18 protein-coding genes are annotated in these 16,684 nt (G+C 69.9%); 14 read left to right on the plus strand and 4 right to left on the minus strand.

The window, feature by feature from the left end; all coding sequences use genetic code 11:
* From GD1_RS25100 to GD1_RS21400, 4 genes are all read left to right on the plus strand, one after another.
* The coding region (locus GD1_RS25100; RefSeq protein WP_507742514.1) for a vWA domain-containing protein at nucleotides 1-225 on the plus strand (225 nt) is incomplete at its 5' end.
* 81 nt (nucleotides 226-306) lie between these two features.
* On the plus strand, nucleotides 307-924 hold the full coding sequence (gene cobO / locus GD1_RS21390; protein WP_059039486.1) for a cob(I)yrinic acid a,c-diamide adenosyltransferase: 618 nt from the start codon (nucleotides 307-309) through the stop codon (nucleotides 922-924).
* 4 nt (nucleotides 925-928) lie between these two features.
* Nucleotides 929-2,374 carry a cobyrinic acid a,c-diamide synthase CobB gene (locus tag GD1_RS21395; protein WP_059039487.1) on the plus strand — a complete coding sequence of 482 codons (1,446 nt, stop codon included), beginning with the start codon at nucleotides 929-931 and terminating at the stop codon, nucleotides 2,372-2,374.
* Nucleotides 2,364-4,019, plus strand: a complete 1,656-nt coding sequence (locus GD1_RS21400) for a GAF domain-containing sensor histidine kinase (protein WP_059039488.1) — start codon at nucleotides 2,364-2,366, stop codon at nucleotides 4,017-4,019. The genes GD1_RS21395 and GD1_RS21400 overlap by 11 nt, the downstream gene beginning before the upstream one ends.
* Nucleotides 4,020-4,076: 57 nt before the next feature.
* Here GD1_RS21400 and GD1_RS21405 read toward each other — a convergent pair whose 3' ends face one another.
* Entirely contained in the window at nucleotides 4,077-4,739 is a 663-nt protein-coding gene (locus tag GD1_RS21405; RefSeq protein ID WP_020793069.1) for a response regulator, read from the minus strand.
* Between the two features lie 220 nt (nucleotides 4,740-4,959).
* On the opposite strand from GD1_RS21405, the gene GD1_RS21410 reads away from it, so the two are divergent.
* The 5 genes from GD1_RS21410 to GD1_RS25715 all read left to right on the plus strand — a co-directional run bounded on the left by GD1_RS21410 (nucleotide 4,960) and on the right by GD1_RS25715 (nucleotide 9,912).
* Nucleotides 4,960-5,958 (plus strand): acyl-ACP desaturase, encoded by a 999-nt coding sequence (locus GD1_RS21410; RefSeq protein ID WP_020793071.1) that lies wholly within the window; start codon nucleotides 4,960-4,962, stop codon nucleotides 5,956-5,958.
* Nucleotides 5,955-6,197, plus strand: coding sequence for a hypothetical protein (locus GD1_RS21415; RefSeq protein ID WP_059039489.1), 243 nt, complete (start codon nucleotides 5,955-5,957; stop codon nucleotides 6,195-6,197). The genes GD1_RS21410 and GD1_RS21415 overlap by 4 nt, the downstream gene beginning before the upstream one ends.
* Nucleotides 6,198-6,222: 25 nt before the next feature.
* Nucleotides 6,223-7,482, plus strand: coding sequence for a uroporphyrinogen-III C-methyltransferase (gene cobA, locus GD1_RS21420; RefSeq protein ID WP_059039490.1), 1,260 nt, complete (start codon nucleotides 6,223-6,225; stop codon nucleotides 7,480-7,482).
* A gap of 101 nt (nucleotides 7,483-7,583) precedes the next feature.
* Nucleotides 7,584-9,089, plus strand: coding sequence for a DHA2 family efflux MFS transporter permease subunit (locus tag GD1_RS21425; RefSeq protein WP_020793296.1), 1,506 nt, complete (start codon nucleotides 7,584-7,586; stop codon nucleotides 9,087-9,089).
* Between the two features lie 484 nt (nucleotides 9,090-9,573).
* The gene (locus GD1_RS25715; protein WP_157079575.1) at nucleotides 9,574-9,912 is read left to right on the plus strand and encodes a hypothetical protein; all 339 of its coding nucleotides are present in this window, start codon (nucleotides 9,574-9,576) and stop codon (nucleotides 9,910-9,912) included.
* Between the two features lie 275 nt (nucleotides 9,913-10,187).
* On the opposite strand, the gene yaaA is transcribed toward GD1_RS25715, so the two are convergent.
* Nucleotides 10,188-10,970, minus strand: a complete 783-nt coding sequence (gene yaaA / locus GD1_RS21435; protein WP_174519092.1) for a peroxide stress protein YaaA — start codon at nucleotides 10,968-10,970, stop codon at nucleotides 10,188-10,190.
* Here yaaA and GD1_RS21440 point away from each other — a divergent pair.
* A complete protein-coding gene (locus GD1_RS21440) occupies nucleotides 10,969-12,699 on the plus strand; it encodes a proline--tRNA ligase (protein WP_053776518.1) in 1,731 nt (576 codons plus the stop codon). The genes yaaA and GD1_RS21440 overlap by 2 nt on opposite strands.
* Before the next feature lie 181 nt (nucleotides 12,700-12,880).
* Here GD1_RS21440 and GD1_RS21445 read toward each other — a convergent pair whose 3' ends face one another.
* Together GD1_RS21445 and GD1_RS21450 are read right to left on the minus strand one after the other, a co-directional pair.
* Nucleotides 12,881-13,315, minus strand: coding sequence for a ferritin-like domain-containing protein (locus tag GD1_RS21445; protein ID WP_059039492.1), 435 nt, complete (start codon nucleotides 13,313-13,315; stop codon nucleotides 12,881-12,883).
* Nucleotides 13,312-13,860, minus strand: a complete 549-nt coding sequence (locus tag GD1_RS21450) for a hypothetical protein (RefSeq protein WP_202927105.1) — start codon at nucleotides 13,858-13,860, stop codon at nucleotides 13,312-13,314. The genes GD1_RS21445 and GD1_RS21450 overlap by 4 nt, the downstream gene beginning before the upstream one ends.
* Before the next feature lie 295 nt (nucleotides 13,861-14,155).
* On the opposite strand from GD1_RS21450, the gene rimP reads away from it, so the two are divergent.
* The 4 genes from rimP to GD1_RS21475 all read left to right on the plus strand — a co-directional run.
* Nucleotides 14,156-14,749 (plus strand): ribosome maturation factor RimP, encoded by a 594-nt coding sequence (gene rimP / locus GD1_RS21460; RefSeq protein WP_053776400.1) that lies wholly within the window; start codon nucleotides 14,156-14,158, stop codon nucleotides 14,747-14,749.
* A gap of 12 nt (nucleotides 14,750-14,761) precedes the next feature.
* Nucleotides 14,762-15,793, plus strand: coding sequence for a transcription termination factor NusA (nusA, locus tag GD1_RS21465; RefSeq protein ID WP_020794023.1), 1,032 nt, complete (start codon nucleotides 14,762-14,764; stop codon nucleotides 15,791-15,793).
* 151 nt (nucleotides 15,794-15,944) lie between these two features.
* Nucleotides 15,945-16,271, plus strand: a complete 327-nt coding sequence (locus tag GD1_RS21470; RefSeq protein ID WP_238403876.1) for a YlxR family protein — start codon at nucleotides 15,945-15,947, stop codon at nucleotides 16,269-16,271.
* 81 nt (nucleotides 16,272-16,352) lie between these two features.
* On the plus strand, nucleotides 16,353-16,684 hold a 332-nt coding region (locus GD1_RS21475), incomplete at its 3' end, for a translation initiation factor IF-2 N-terminal domain-containing protein (RefSeq protein WP_174519094.1).

The following is a 16,684-nucleotide window of genomic DNA, read 5'->3' on the forward strand; positions in this document are numbered from 1 at the left end:
ACCGACGGCCGGGCGACCGCAGGCGCCGACGCACCGCGGCGGGCACGGGCCGCCGCCGACCTGATCGGCGCCAAGGGGATCGACACCGTCGTCGTCGACTGCGAACAGGGGATGATCCGGCTCGGCCTGGCCGCCGACCTCGCCGCCCACCTGCGCGCCGACCTGATGCCGATGGCGCAGCTGAGCGTGTCCGCCCTGCAGCGTCCCGCACACTCCGCCGCCTGACCGCCCCGATCGGGACCCCGCCGACCGGGACCCAGCCCACCGAAACCCCGACCGCAGCCCCTTCCACCCAGGAGACCGACCGTGCCGCAAGGAGTCCCGACCTCCGTCCCCGACGACGGCCTGACCACGCGGCAGCGCCGCAACACCCCGGTGCTGGCCGTCCACACCGGCGACGGCAAGGGCAAGTCCACCGCTGCCTTCGGTATGGCGATGCGCGCCTGGAACGCTGGGATGCGGGTGGCGGTGTTCCAGTTCGTGAAATCCGCCAAGTGGAAGGTGGGGGAGGAGTCGGCGCTCACCGCGCTCGGCGAGGTCCACGACTCCACCGGGGCGGGCGGCCCGGTCGAATGGCACAAGATGGGTCAGGGGTGGTCCTGGCTGCGCTCCAATGCCGACGCCGACGACGATCATGCTGCCGCCGCACGCGCGGGGTGGGAGGAGATCGCCCGTCGACTCGCCGCCGAACAGCACGACTTCTACGTGCTCGACGAGTTCACCTACCCGCTGGACTGGGGCTGGGTCGACACCGACGAGGTGGTGTCGGCGCTGACCGCACGCCCGGGCCGTCAGCACGTGGTGATCACCGGCCGGCGTGCCCCGCAGGCCCTGGTCGACGCCGCCGACCTGGTCACCGAGATGCGCAAGATCGCCCATCCGATGGACGCCGGACGCAAGGGCCAGAAGGGCATCGAGTGGTGACCCGGTGAGTGCGATCCCGGCGATCGTGATCGCCGCACCCGCCTCGGGCAGCGGCAAGACCACCGTCTCCACCGGGCTGCTCGGTGCGCTGCGTGCGGCCGGCCACACCGTCGCGCCGTTCAAGGTGGGCCCGGACTACATCGACCCCGGCTACCACGCGGTGGCCGCCGGTCGTGTCGGCCGCAACCTCGACCCCAATCTGGTCGGCCCCGACGCCGTCGCACCGCTGTTCGCGGCCGGATGCGCGGGCGCCGACATCGCCGTCGTCGAGGGCGTCATGGGGCTGTTCGACGGCCGCATCACCGACGACGACGCCGACCCGATCGGCACCGGCTCCACCGCCCACGTCGCCACCCTGATCGGGGCGCCGGTGATCCTCGTCGTCGACGCCGCAGGGCACAGCCAGTCACTGGCCGCGCTGCTGCACGGCTTCCTCGGCTATTCGCCGGCGGTGCGGATCGCCGGGGTGATCCTCAACCGCGTCGGATCGGCCCGGCACGAGACCGTGCTGCGGCAGGCGTGCACCCGGGTCGGACTCCCGGTCTACGGTGTGCTGCACCGTGATCCGGCGTTGACGGTGCCGTCCCGGCACCTCGGGCTGATCCCGGCCGCCGAGCGTCGGGGTGAGGCGGTCGCCGCCGTCGACGCGATGACCGCCGGGATCGCCACCGGTCTCGACCTGCCCGGGATCGTCGCCGCCGCCTCGCAACGCACCACCGGCCCGGTGACGCCGTGGTCGGCGGACGAGGCCATCGGGGCCCACACCGAGAGCGGGGCCCACACCGAGATCTCGGCGGCACCCCACCGATCGGGGGAGCGGCCGGTGATCGCGGTCGCCGCCGGCGCGGCGTTCACCTTCGGTTATGCCGAACACCCCGAGATGTTGCGTGCCGCCGGCGCCGAGGTGGTCACCTTCGACCCGCTCACCGACCGCCTCCCCGAACGTGCCGCGGCGGTGGTGATCGGCGGCGGCTTCCCAGAAGAACATGCCGAGGACCTCGCCGCCAACGTCGACCTGCGCGCCGACCTCGCCGCCCACGCCCGGGCCGGCCGGCCGATCCACGCCGAGTGCGCCGGGCTGCTGTACCTGTGCCGCGAACTCGACGGGCACCCGATGACCGGGGTGATCGACGGCGTCGGACGGTTCGGGCCGCGCCTGACACTGGGCTACCGCGACGGTGTGGCCGTCGGCGACTCGGTGCTCTACCGCACCGGCGAACGCGTCACCGGACACGAGTTCCACCGCTCCTATGTCGATCTCGACGGGCAGCACCCCGCGTGGGGTTGGCGCGATGCCGCCGGCACACCTACCGTCGACGGTGTCGCCGCGGGATCGGTGCACGCGTCCTACCTGCATGTTCATCCGGTCGCGCAACCGCAGGCGATCAGCCGGTTCGTCGCCGCGGCGGCCCGGGCCGACGTCGGAGAAGGAGACCGTCATGGCGCATGAGATCAGCGAGGCCCTCGACGCGCTCACCGCCCACGGCGCCGACAAACCCGAGATCCTGCGTGAGCTGCTCGAGTCGGTGCTCGTCGTCGGCCGCGGCCTCGACCTCGACCGTGCCCTGACCCGGATCATCGAGGTGGCCGTCGGTGTGGTCGACGCCCGCTACGGCGCACTCGGTGTGCGCGGACACGACTGGCAGCTCAAGGAATTCGTCTACACCGGCATCACCCCCGAGCAGCGGGCGGTGATGGGGCCGCTACCGGTCGGCCGTGGCGTACTCGGCGTGCTGATGGACTCCCCGCACGTGCTGCGCATCCCCGATCTCGCCCAGCATCCGGCGTCGGTGGGATTCCCGCCGAACCACCCGCCGATGACCACCTTCCTCGGTGCGCCGATCATCATCCGCGGGTCGATCTTCGGGCGTATCTATCTCACCGAGAAGCAGGGTGCCCCCGAGTTCAGTGAGGTCGACGAGACCCTGATCGCCGTGCTCGCCGTCGCCGCGGGCATCGCGATAGACAATGCGCAGCTGTTCGAGAGCGCCCGCACCCGGCAACGCTGGCTGGAGCTGGTGGCACGCCGCGGGTCCGAGCCGCTCGCCGGTATCGCCCTGTCCGACACCCTGTCCCGGATGTGCGTCGACGTCGCCGAACTGGTCGGCGCCCTCGACGTGTTCCTGATCACCGGTGACCCCGACGAACCCGAGATCGGCGGCTCCACCCGGCCCGGCGTCGACGCGTGCGGGCTGACCATGCCCGCCGGACCCGCGCTCGCGGTCCTCCCGGCCGCCGAGATCGGGGAGGCGATCGCCCGTGACGGCGCACAGTGGGCGACGGTGCAGCCGCTACAGCGGGCCTCCGGTGCGTTCGGGTGGGTGCTGATCACCCATCGCAGCAGACCGACCTGGGACGACGAGGATCTCTCCGGACTCATGGGTGTGGCCGAGATCGTCTCGCTGGCCATCGTCTACGCCGAGCAACAGCAGATCGCGCGTGACCTCGAGGTACTCGAGGACCGTCACCGCATCGCCCGTGACCTCCACGATCATGTGATCCAGCGACTGTTCGCGATCGGGATGTCGGTGCAGACGCTGCAGGCCGGGCGGGCCTCGCAGACCGGGGACGGCGCCGCCGACGACCCGATCACCGCACGCCTCGACCAGGTGATGACCGACCTCGACAAGACCATCGCGCAGATCCGGACGTCGATCTTCGACCTGCAGACCGTCCCCGGCCATCACGACACCTCCACGTTGCGTCGCCGGATCCTCGACATCGTCTCCGAACTCGCCGTGCATGCGCCCATCGCGCCGAGCGTGCAGTTCTCCGGCCCGGTCGACACCGTGGTGCCCGAGGCCCTCGGCCCGCACATCGATGCCGTCCTGCGCGAAGGGCTCTCGAACGCGCTGCGACACGCCAAGGCCGAGCACATCTCGGTGGCGGTCAGCGCCGACGAGGTGCTCACCGTCGAGATCAGCGACGACGGGATCGGGATCGACACCGCCGTCGCCTACCGCGGGCTGGAGAACCTCACCCGCCGTGCCGAGGTCTGCGATGGCACCTTCGACATCCGCACCCGCCCCGGACGTCCCGGCGGACGCGGCGGTGGCACCGTGCTCACGTGGTCGGTGCCGCTCACCGCGGGGTAGGGCGCCCCCGGTCGGGGGCTCGATCTGTTCCGGGCCCGAGCGGTGACCGGGTGCGGATCAGATCTTGCCGTCGCGGATCTTGGTGGCCATCACCGCGACCTGGGTACGTCGCTGCATGTCCAGCTTCGCCAGGATGCGCGAGACATAGTTCTTGATCGTCTTCTCCGCCAGGAACATCCGCTCGGCGATCTGACGGTTGGTCAGACCCTCACCGATCAGGTTGAACACCTCACGTTCCTGATGGGTGAGTTCGGCGAGCGGATCGGTCTTCTGCTCCTTGCCGTCACGCAGCTTCGCCAGCAGGGCAGCGGTGCTGCGGTCGTCGAGCAGGGAGCCGCCCTGTCCGACGGTGCGGACCGCGGCGACCAGGTTGTGGCCGAGGATCTGCTTGAGCACGAACCCGGAGGCACCGGCCAGCACGGCGGCGAGCAATGCGTCGTCGTCGGCGTAACTGGTCAGCATCAGACACCGCACCGACGGCTCGGCGGCCCGCACATCGCGGCACAACTCCACCCCGTTGCCATCGGGAAGCCGGACGTCGAGCACCGCCACGTCGGGTTTGGTAGCCAGGATGCCGACCTTCGCCTCGCCGACGGTCGCGGCCTCGCCGATCACCTCGATGTCGTCGGCGGTGCCGAGCAGATCGCGCAGACCGCGCCGCACCAGTTCATGATCGTCGACGAGATACACGCGCACAGGCGTGATGGACGGGGTGGACATGATCTGAAACTACCGCACCGGGTGAAACCGATTCGCGACATCGGTCCCCACCGGAACGGGACCTTCGGCACAGGTGTGACAGGTGTGACCGAGACGAGAGTGGTAATCGGCCGGAGTGCGTGGCCCGACCCTGTGACCGGGGTCTCACGACGCGCCCACGACTAGGTGGGCGACGGCGTGCCGCACCGAACCCGTCGTCCCAATCGAACAAGGAGTCCCAGTGACCACCCTCATCGGACAAGCCACCAGTGACACCGGCATGACCGGGTCGGATCTGTTGCGCGAGTTGTTGCCGGTCTGCGAGGCCGAGGTGGAGCGGCACATGAAGATGACCAAGGACTGGCACCCCCACGACTACGTGCCGTGGGACGAGGGCCGCAACTTCGCCGCACTCGGCGGCGTCGACTGGGACCCCGAGCAGTCGCAGCTGTCGGAGGTCGCCAAGGCCGCGATGATCACCAACCTGCTCACCGAGGACAACCTGCCGTCGTATCACCGCGTGATCGCCGACAACTTCACCCTCGATGACGCGTGGGGTTTCTGGGTGGGCCGCTGGACCGCCGAGGAGAACCGGCACAGCATCGTGATGCGCGACTACCTCGTCGTCACCCGCGGGGTGGACCCGGTGGAACTCGAAGAGATCCGCATGGCGCACATGACCCACGGCTTCAACCCGCTGCCCGAGGACGACGGCCAGCGCGATCACAGCTTCGACATGCTCTTCGCCGTGGCCTACGTCTCCTTCCAGGAGCTCGCCACCCGCGTCAGCCACCGCAACACCGGCAAGGCCTGCGGCGACCCGATCGCCGACCGCATGCTGCAGCGTGTGGCCGCCGACGAGAACCTGCACATGCTCTTCTACCGCAACATCGTCGCCGGGGCGCTCGACCTGGTTCCCGACCAGGCGATGGCCGCGATCTACGGGATCGTCTCCAACTTCCAGATGCCCGGCCTCTCCATGCCGAACTTCCGCCGCAACGCCGTGCTGATCGCCAAGGGCGGTATCTACGACCTGCCCCAGCACATGTCGGAGGTCGTGATGCCGGTGCTGCGCAAGTGGCGGATCTTCGAGCGCGAGGACTTCGGCGAGCTCGGTGAGATGTACCGCGACAAGCTCGCCGACTTCCTCGAGGAGATGAACGTCAAGGTCGAGAAGTTCGAGCGGTCCCGCGACCGTGCGCTCGAGCGTGCCGCCCGCAAGGAACGGGCCGGGGCGTGAGCGCCGTGGCCGAGGTGCCGGTCGGCTTCGAGGCGGCGATCACCATGGCCGAGGCCGCGGCCAGCCGCAATCCGACGTGGTGGAACGAGGTCCGCACCCACAGCGACGACGCGGGCGCCGGGGAGTACTGCAGTTCGATGCTGCTCGGCACCCTGCTGCAATCGGCGGCGCATCGTCTCGGGGTGCCGGCCGCCGACGTGTGGGCCCACATCCGACGGACCGGGGAACTGCCCCTCTGAACACCGGTCGGTAGGCTGTTCACTCATGGTTGCGCCCCCTGCCGACACCGCGTCCCCCGAGCCCGCAGCATCCGGATTCGGCCACTATCTGGCAGGTCTCGACCTCGCCGGCCGCAAGGTGGTCGTGGTGGGTGGTGGATCGGTGGCCCAACGCCGCCTGCCCAATCTGGTGTCGGTGGGTGCCGACGTGCACGTCATCGCGATCGAGGCGACCCCGGCGGTCGAGTCGTACCCGGGGATCACCCTGCATCAGCGGGCCTACGCCGACGGGGACCTCGACGGCGCCTGGTATGCGATGGCCTGCACCGACGACCCGGAGGTCAACGCGGCCGTCGTCGCCGAGGCCGAACGGCGCCACACCTTCTGCGTCCGCGCGGACGATGCGCGCTACGGCACCGCCGTCACCCCGGCCTCGGGACGCCACCGCGACGTGCAGTTCGGGGTGCTCGCCGGTGGCGACCACAAGCTGTCGGCGTCGCTACGTGCGGCCATCTCCCGTGCCCTCGCCGACGGTGAGCTGGCCGTCGAGGAGGCACCGCACCCGCCCGGCGTGGCCCTCGTCGGCGGCGGCCCCGGCGACCCCGACCTGATCACCGTGCGCGGCCTGCGACTGCTGATGGCCGCCGACGTGGTGGTCGCCGACCGCCTCGCACCACCGGCGTTGCTCGCCGCCCTCGGCCCGCAGGTGGAGATCATCGACGCCGCGAAGGTGCCCTACGGGCGGGCGATGAAGCAGGAGGCCATCAACGACGTGCTCGTCGCCCGGGCCAAGGAGGGCAAGTTCGTCGTCCGGTTCAAGGGCGGCGACCCGTATGTCTACGGCCGCGGATTCGAGGAACTGCAGGCGTGTGTGGCCGCCGGGGTGCCGGTGACCGTGGTGCCCGGCATCACCAGCCCCATCTCGGTGCCCGCGTCGGCCGGTATCCCGGTGACCCATCGCGGGGTGACCCACGAGGTGGTGATCGTCTCCGGACACGTCGCCCCCGACCATCCCGACTCGCTGGTCGACTGGCCGGCACTCGGCAAACTGCGCGGCACCCTGGTCCTGATGATGGCGGTCGAACGGATCGACAAGTTCACCGCCGCGCTGCTCGAGGGCGGGCGGCCCGCCGACACACCGGTCGCGCTGATCGAGAACGGCTCACTGCCCACCCAGCGACTCGTCCGCACCGACCTCGCCCACGCCGCACAGACCGCGGCCGACGAGAACCTGAAGCCGCCGGCGATAGTCGTGATCGGTGCCGTCGCCGGGTTCACCGACGCCGACGCTCTCATCGGCGGGTAGGTGTCGTCCGCGTCTCGATCCGACATCGGGGATTGGCATCTTCGCGGCAGATGCCGGTAGCGTCGTCCTCCATGTCGACATCGGGCCACACGCAACGCCGAATGTCCGGCGGAGCGGGGGCGGGTCCGGGGACCCCGTCGTCGTCCGCATTCCAGCCGGTCTTCGGGCTGGCGATCCTGGTGTTGTCGGGGATGCAGTTGCTGATGGTCCTCGACGGCACCGTCGCGGCGCTCGCACTGCCGTCCATCCGGGATCACCTGGACATGGGGGAGTCCACCGCCAACTGGGTGATCACCTCCTACGTGCTGGCCTTCGGCGGCCTGATGCTGCTCGGCGGGCGCCTCGGCGACACCTTCGGCCGCAAACGCATGTTCATCATCGGTGTCACCGCCTTCACGCTGACGTCGCTTTTGTGCGGTGTGGCCTGGGACAGCACGAGTCTGATCATCGGTCGCGGACTGCAGGGGGCCTCGGCGGCGATCGCCGCCCCCACCGCGATGGCGCTGGTCGCGACCACTTTCGCCCCCGGCAAACCGCGTAGCCAGGCCTTCGCGATCTATGCCGCGATGACCGGTCTCGGGTCGGTGGCCGGGCTGATCCTCGGTGGTGTCCTGACCCAGGTGTCGTGGCGGCTGGTCTTCCTGATCAACGTGCCGATCGGTGTCGCGGTGGCCATCGGGGCGCTGTTCGTGTTGCGCGAATCGCAAGGCGATCGGCTGGCACTCGATGTGCCCGGCGCCGTCCTCGCCACCCTCGGCTGCACGCTGCTGGTCCTCGCGGTGAGCGAAGGCCCCAACGGGTGGGGACGGCCGATCGTGATCGTGTCGTTCGTGCTCGGGGCCGCCGCACTGATCGCGTTTGTGATCGTCGAGCGGCGGGCGGCCAACCCGATCCTGCCGTTCGTCCTGTTCGACAACTCCAGTCGTGTCGCCGCCCTCGGGGCCATCTTCCTGGCCAGCATGATCATGATGTGCATGGCGGTGTTCATCTCCCAGTATCTGCAGGGGATTCTCAAGTACACGCCGATCCAGAGCGGTCTGGCCGTGGTGCCCTTCGCCGTCGGGCTCGGCGCGGCCGCGGCCATCGCCTCCAAACTGGCGTTGATGATCCAGCCGCGTTGGCTGGTGCTGTTCGGTGGCGCGGTGATCCTGTTCGGCTGCCTGTACGCCTCGTCGATCGCCGACGACAACCCCAGCTATCTGCCGAGCATCGCGATCCCGGTGATCGTCATCGGCTTCGGCGTGGGTCTGGCGGTGATCCCGCTGACGTTGTCGGTGGTGGCCGGTGTCGGCCCCACCGAGATCGGTCCGCTCACCGCGCTCGCCCAGGTGGCACAGAATCTCGGCGGGGCGATCGGCCTGGTCATCGTCGGCGCGATGGTCACCTCGCGGGCGCTGTCGCAAGGCGGCACCACCGCTCCGGTGGAGACGATGAACGAGACCCAGCTCGCCGCCCAGGCCGACGGCTACGGGTTGGCCTTCGCCTGCTGTGCGGGTATCGCGGTGATCGCGGCCGTGGTGGTGCTGTTCATGCGGTTCACCCCCGAAGAGGTCGCCGAGGGCCAGGCCGCGCAGGAAACGGCCAACTCGGACCTCGACCCGAGCTGACCCGGAAACGCTGACCGGGCGCCCCACCTCGTCCCACCTCGTTGACTGGGCGTCCGATCGCGTTGACTGGGCACCTGATCGCGTTGACTGGGCGTCCGATCGCGTTGACTGGGCGCCTCACCGCGTTGACCGGGCGCCTGATCGCGTTGACCGGGCACCCCATCTCGTTGACCGGGTAGCCGGCCACGTCACCATCGGATGTGGGCGAGTCCCACTCGTACCCGGCGCACTTGCCGTCGCAGCCCACGATGCGGCGGTCGGCGCAGGGTGCGTCCGGTGAGGCCGGCAATTGTCTCGCCGACGGTATCGAGCGAGCGGCCGTCGGTCGGCACGTGGACGGCGAAGGAGCGGCGAGTGCCTCGACACAGCGGTCGATCTGTGCCATCGCCCATGTCTCCTCGCGTCCCGCGACCCGGCCGATCCAGTACCCGCTGCGCGTACGCAGCCGGCGCTGCAAGGTCGCCGGTGTCGCCGACAACGAGACGTGGGTGACGTCGACGCCACGGTCGGCGAGGCCGTCCATGATCTCGTCGAAGTGGTCGGCGTCGACCAGCGTCATCGGCACGATCACCGGACCGTCCCACTCGGCGACGGCGTCGGCGAGGGTCGCGACCACCGCCGACCGCCATTGCGGCCGGTCCTGGAAGTCGCGGCGCGCGTGGGCGGGCAACACCTTGTGGATGCCGTATCCGATCAGCTCGGGATCGGCGACTGCGCGTTCCCGCAGCGGCGGGCCAGTTCGAACGCCGTGTGGGTCTTGCCCGCGCCGAAGGCGCCGTTGATCCAGACCAGCATGGCGCCGAGTGTAGGGACCGGCCCGTGAACCCCGTGTGAGCGTCGGCGCCCAGTCAACGTGATCTGGTGCCCGGTCAACGTGTTCGGGCGCCCGGTGGACGTGTTCGGGTGCCCGGTCAACGAGATCTGACGCCCGGTCAACGTGATTGGGTGCCCGGTCAACGTGATTGGGTGCCCGGTGAACGTGTTCGGGCGCCCGGTGGACGTGTTCGGGTGCCCGGTCAACGAGATCTGACGCCCGGTGAACGTGATCTGGCGCCCGGTGAACGTGTTCATGGGCCCACTCGACGGGGCGGGGGAGGACTACTCGGTGACGACGACGATCTCGGCCAGCGAGGCGATCTCGACCCGCTGTCCGGCGTCGGCGAGGACCGCGGCCAGTGCATCGACGTCGCGAACGGTGCGTCGGGTACGGACCAGCTCGCGCGCCATCAGCCCCTTGTAGTGCTTGTTGAAGTGGCTCACCACCTTGCGGGAGCCGTCGGCGGCCTCGGTCACCACGGTCGCGGTCACCGCCCCCGACACCGGCCCGAGCTGCTGGTAGATCCCCGATCGCAGATCCACCACGAAGTCGTCGACGGCGTCGAGTGTCGCCGACAACTCGCGCTTCCACACCGAGGTCAGGGTGCCGAAGCCGGGCAGTTTGGAGCCGCCGGAGAGCCGGTAGGCGGGGATCGGGTCGGCGGCACGCACCACGCCGAACAGCGCCGATCCGATCGCCAGCCGCTCGGTGGCCTTCGCCTTACCCGCCTTGGTGAGAGACGCATGGTCGAGGGCGTCGTAGAGCACCCCGGTGTACCGCTCGATCGCCGGTCGGGTGGGCGAGAGCCACAGGTCGGCGTTGCGGTCGACCTCGTCGAGTTGGGTACGTCCGAGGCCGAGTGCCTTCTGACTGGCGTCGAGGTCGGCGGCGAGGGTCACCAATGCATCCCCAAGGGTCTTGCGGATGGGGTTGAGATCGCCGAACGAGAGGGCGTCGAGGTCGAGTGGTGAACCCGGGCCACCGTCGGACTTGGTCTCCGAGGGAGGGAGGATGACGAGCACCGCAACACCATAACTAAACTGGTCATCCGTGATCACACGCATGTCGACCCTGTTCCTTCGCACGCTGCGCGACGACCCTGCCGATGCCGAGGTACCCAGCCACAAGCTGCTCGTTCGTGCCGGGTACGTCCGACGCGCGGCGCCGGGCGTCTACAGCTGGCTCCCGCTGGGCCTGCGCGTGCTCCGGGCCGTGGAGAACGTCGTCCGCGAGGAGATGAACGCGATCGGTGCGCAGGAGATCCTGCTGCCCGCACTGCTGCCGCGCGACCCCTACGAGCAGACCGGCCGCTGGACCGAGTACGGCGACGCGCTGTTCCGCCTCAAGGACCGCAAGGGCGTCGACATGCTGCTCGGCCCCACCCACGAGGAACTGTTCACCCAGCTGGTCAAGGGCGAGTACTCGTCGTACAAGGACATGCCGGTCACGCTGTACCAGATCCAGACCAAGTACCGCGACGAGGAGCGTCCGCGCGCCGGCATCCTGCGCGGCCGCGAATTCGTGATGAAGGACTCGTACTCCTTCGACCTCGACGACGACGGTCTCAAGGCCAGCTACGACGCCCACCGTGAGGCCTACCAGAAGATCTTCGCCCGTCTCGGCGTGAAGTACGTGATCGTCGCCGCCACCTCCGGCGCGATGGGCGGCAGCGCCTCCGAGGAGTTCCTCGCCGAGAGCGAGGTCGGCGAGGACACCTTCGTCCGCTGCGTCGAGTCCGGATATGCCGCCAACGTCGAGGCCGTGGTCACCCCGCCGGTCGAGCCGATCCCGTTCGACGGTCTGCCGCAGGCGAAGGTGCACGACACCCCCGACGCCCCGACCATCGACTCGCTGGTCGACTGGGCCAACGACGCCCTCGAGGGCACCTACAGCGCCGCCGACACCCTCAAGAACGTGCTGGTCAAGGTGCGGGCACCGGGTGCCGACTGGGAACTGCTCGGCGTCGGCGTCCCCGGCGACCGCGAGGTGGACTTCAAGCGCCTCGAGGCATCCCTGGAGCCGGCCGAGGTGGAGTTGCTCACCGAGGACGACTTCACCGCCAACCCCTTCCTGGTCAAGGGCTACATCGGGCCGAAGGGGCTGCAGGACAACGAGGTTCGCTATCTCGTCGACCCGCGGGTCGCCGACGGCACCGCCTGGATCACCGGTGCCGACGAGCCCAACAAGCACGTCGTCGGCCTGGTGGCCGGTCGTGACTTCACCCCGGACGGCACCATCGAGGCCGCCGAGGTCCGCGACGGTGACGCCTCGCCCGACGGCAAGGGCACCCTGGTCAGTGCCAAGGGCATCGAGATCGGTCACATCTTCCAGCTGGGTCGCAAGTACACCGACGCCTTCGAGGTGGACGTCCTCGGTGAGACCGGCAAGCCGGTCAGGCTGACCATGGGTTCCTACGGTGTGGGCGTGTCACGTCTGGTGGCGGTGCTCGCCGAGCAGTGGCACGACGACAAGGGTCTGCGCTGGCCGCGTGAGGTCACCCCGTTCGACGTCCACCTGGTGATCGCCAACAAGGACCAGGCCGCGGTCGACGGTGCCGGCACCCTCGCCGCCGACCTCGACGCCGCCGGCCTCGAGGTGCTGCTCGACGACCGCAAGGCCTCGCCGGGCGTGAAGTTCAAGGACGCCGAACTGCTGGGCATGCCGACGGTGGTCGTCGTCGGGCGCGGCTACGCCAACGGCGTGGTCGAGCTGCGCGACCGGTTCACCGGCGAGAGCACCGAGGTCCCCGTGGCCGACGCGGTGTCGGCGATCGCCGCGGCCGTCCGGAGCTGATCCCCGCCGGCACCGATGCCCACGCAATCATCAGGTGCGCGGTAGATCTACCGCGCACCTGATGATTCGGCGCGCACCTGGGGGCGGCACCGGACCGTTGCACCCGCGGCCCTGTCCGTGGACTCGACCGCGTGGACCCGACCGCGTGGACTGACGCGCGTGGAGTCCGGTGCGGGACTTCCTATGTCGCGGGGGCGCCGGGAAAGGCGACGGTGGCGGGTTTGTCACCCAGCGCCACCCGCCAGTCGGCGGCGCGGCGCGCGGAGGCGGTCAGTTCGTCGACGCCGAGGGTGCGGGCCTGCTCGTCGTCGGCCTGCTCGAGCACCGCGCGGTAGGCGACGGTGCAGTCGACCTCGGCGGCCAGCGCCACCTTCGCGGCGCTGACGGGATCGGTGACGTCCACCGGCAGGGTGTACCCGGCGGCGGCCAGGGGCGGGGTGCCGCCGGCCGCGGTGATCGCCGCGTCGACCGCATCCCGGGCGGTCCGGTGCGCGGCGATGTTCTCGTTGACGGTCGGGCGGCGCGCAGCCGTCACGAATGCGGTGATCACGCCGTAGGTGAAGATCGCCGCGTTCTCCGCGTCGGCGGCCGCGGTCAGGGAGTCGATGGTGCTCATCCGAGCTGTACCTCCACGAGGGTCGTCGTCGATGCGCTGACCGAACCGGCCAATCCGGCCGAATACCCCGACAGCGAGATCGCCGCCTGACGGGCGGACTTGGCCGAGGAGGTCAGCGCGGTCCGCAGGTCGTCGAGGGTGGCCGTCCCCGCCGGTGCCGTCGGGGTGGGGGTGACCGGGGCCGACGGCGAGGCCGTCTCCGACACCCGGGCCGCGATGTCCTGGTCGAGGCGGGTGATCTCGGCGGTCAGGGCCTGGGCATGCCGGGTTCGCTGATCGGCCACCACCGTGAGTGCCGCGGAGTACTCGGTCACGCGCGGGGCGAGGTCGCGGGCCGCGGCGGCGTCGGCATCGGCCGATCGCGCCAGCGGCAGCAAGGCCTCGGCGGTGGTCTGGTTGGGGGTCGGGCCACTCTCACACGCCGACACCGTCGCCGCGACCACCACTCCGGCGCCGATCACCAGACCGCCGCGCAGCACCGCGCGTCGGTTCGGGGATGCCGGGTGGGGAGCAGGGGCGATCGGCAGGTCGGTCACCCGAGACATGATGCCAGCCGTGCGGGTCGGTGGTGGTGGCGCGCTGGATGACCGATTCCCGGCCGACATCCTCTAGCATGGTGTGCGCTCGCAGAGGCCGTGATCGGCCCGACCGACACCGTTGGACCGACACGGTTGGACCGACACCGTCGGCCCGACACCGTCGGCCCGGTACCCAGGACCCGGGTACCGCCGAGCACCGCCCGGCCGGAGCGGCAGACCGCCGAACCGCCCGGGACAGCCCAGAAGACCGAACAGCCCAGACAACTGAACACCGATGACAACTGAACATGAGGAGGACACGGTGAGAATCGACGGAGAGCGGGTACGCGAACTCGTCGAAGGCATCGTCACCTCGCGCGGACTCGACCTCGAGGACGTCGTGGTGACCACGTCCGGTGGACAGGACGAGATCGTCCTGATCGTCGACCGCGACGGTGGTACCGACCTCGACCTGCTCGGCGATCTGACCCGGGAGATCAACGAGGTCCTCGACGCCCATCCGGACGTCTCCGAGGACGCCTACGGCCTGGAGATCACCTCGCCCGGCATCGGCCGGCCTCTCACGCTGCCCCGCCACTGGCGCCGCGCGCAGGGACGCAAGGTCCGCATCGATCTGACCCCGGACGCCGAGCGCAAGCCCACCGACGACGGCCCGATCACCGGCCGGATCGGCGCCATCACCGACGACGCGGTCGAGATCGTCAGCAACAACAAGGGCCGGATCGGCATGCGCAGTGTGCCGTTCGCCACCGTCGCCGCGGCGGCGGTGGAGGTGGACTTCTCCCGGCCCAGCGTCGCCGAACTGCAGCGATGCGGACTCGACGAGGACGAGATCGCTCGTCGTCGCGATTCCGGACCCACCGAACTCGAACGAATGACACCGACAAGTGAATAGGAGTCCTTCCCGATGAACATCGACATCAACGCCCTGCGGATGATCGAGGCCGACAAGGGTATTTCGATCGACACGGTGATCACCGCGATCGAGACGGCCCTGCTCACCGCCTACCGCCACACCGACGGCTTCGCCCCGCACGCCCGGATCGACGTCAACCGCAAGTCCGGTGCCGTGCGCGTGATGGCCCAGGAGCTCGACGACCACGGCAACGTGGTGCACGAGTACGACGACACCCCCGAGGGTTTCGGCCGCATCGCGGCCACCACCGCCCGGCAGGTCATCCTGCAGCGGCTGCGGGATGCGGAGAACGAGAAGAGCTTCGGCGAGCTGGCCGCGCACGAGGGCGAGATCGTCGGCGGCGTGGTGCAGCAGGACGCCCGTGCCAACGCCCGCGGCATGATCGTGGTGCAGATCGGCAACGAGGCCAATGCCACCGAGGGCATCATCCCGTCGGCCGAGCAGGTGCCGGGCGAGAGCTACCGCCACGGCGACCGGATCAAGTGCTACGTGGTGGGCGTGGCCCGCGGCCAGCGCGGCCCGCAGATCACCCTCTCGCGCACCCACCCGAACCTGGTGCGCAAGCTGTTCTCGCTCGAGGTCCCCGAGATCGAGGACGGTTCGGTGGAGATCGTCGCCGTCGCCCGCGAGGCCGGTCACCGGTCCAAGATCGCGGTGCACACCGGGGTCAGCGGCCTCAACGCCAAGGGTGCGTGCATCGGCCCGATGGGCCAGCGTGTGCGCAACGTGATGAGCGAGCTGGCGGGGGAGAAGATCGACATCATCGACTTCGATTCCGATCCGGCGGTGTTCGTCGGGAATGCCCTGTCGCCGGCGAAGGTTGTGTCGGTGGAGGTCGTCGACGAGGCGGCCAAGGCGGCGCGCGTGGTGGTCCCCGACTACCAGCTGTCGCTGGCCATCGGCAAGGAGGGGCAGAACGCCCGACTCGCCGCCCGGCTCACCGGGTGGCGGATCGACATCCGCTCCGACGCCGACACCGGCCCGGCCGAGGGTGCCGAAACGCCCCGTCCCGACGCCCGGTGACGGCCGATTGTCCTACCGGGCACGACGCGCGCTAGACTGAGCGATGGTTCAGCGAAAGTCGTCGGCACCGGCAACGGACGGAGGTCGGCGTGATCGGCGTCGAGCCGTGCGGCAGGGTTCCGTGCGGGTCGGCCGGCATCGTCCGATTCGGATGTGTGTCGGATGTCGGCAGCGGGCCGACACCTCGGATCTGATCCGGGTTGTCGCCCGTGCAGGGGAGGACGGCCAGTGCGTCGTCGTCGATCTCGCGAAGACCATGCCGGGACGGGGTGCGTGGCTGCATCCGCGGAAGGACTGTGTGTCCACCGCGGTGAGGCGACGCGCATTCGCCGCGGCACTGAGGACGCCGCGTCTGGTCGTGGAACCGGACGACCTCACCGAAGTGATCGGAACCGGAGTCCCGGCACCGGCCACGGACGACAGCACAGGCCCCGACAAGGGGCCAGAACAGGTAGCAGAAGACATGAGCACACCGTGAAGTCACCACGATGACCTCGTATCGGACGTAATCCGAGGCCGCAGCGGGCAGCCCCGCTCGGCCTCCATAGTGAGGAGAGCAGTGGCAGGCAAGGCCCGCGTGCACGAACTGGCCAAGGAACTGGGCGTGACGAGCAAACAGGTGCTCGAGCGACTCAAGGAACAGGGCGAGTTCGTCAAATCCGCGTCGTCGACAGTCGAGGCCCCGGTGGCCCGTCGACTCCGCGAATCATTCCCCAAGAAGGACGGCTCCGGTGGAGCCGGTTCTTCGGCACCGAAGCCCGGTGCCAACGGATCGAACGCCAAGCCCGGCGCCGGTCCGCGTCCCGGTCCGCGTCCGGGAGCCCCCAAGCCCGGTCCCGCGCCGGCCCCCGAGGCCCCGGCAGCCCAGGCTCGTCCGGCGGCTCCGGCCCG

The sequence above is a fragment of the Gordonia desulfuricans NBRC 100010 genome (genome assembly GCF_001485495.1).
In the GTDB taxonomy this organism is placed as follows: Bacteria; Actinomycetota; Actinomycetes; order Mycobacteriales; family Mycobacteriaceae; genus Gordonia; species Gordonia desulfuricans.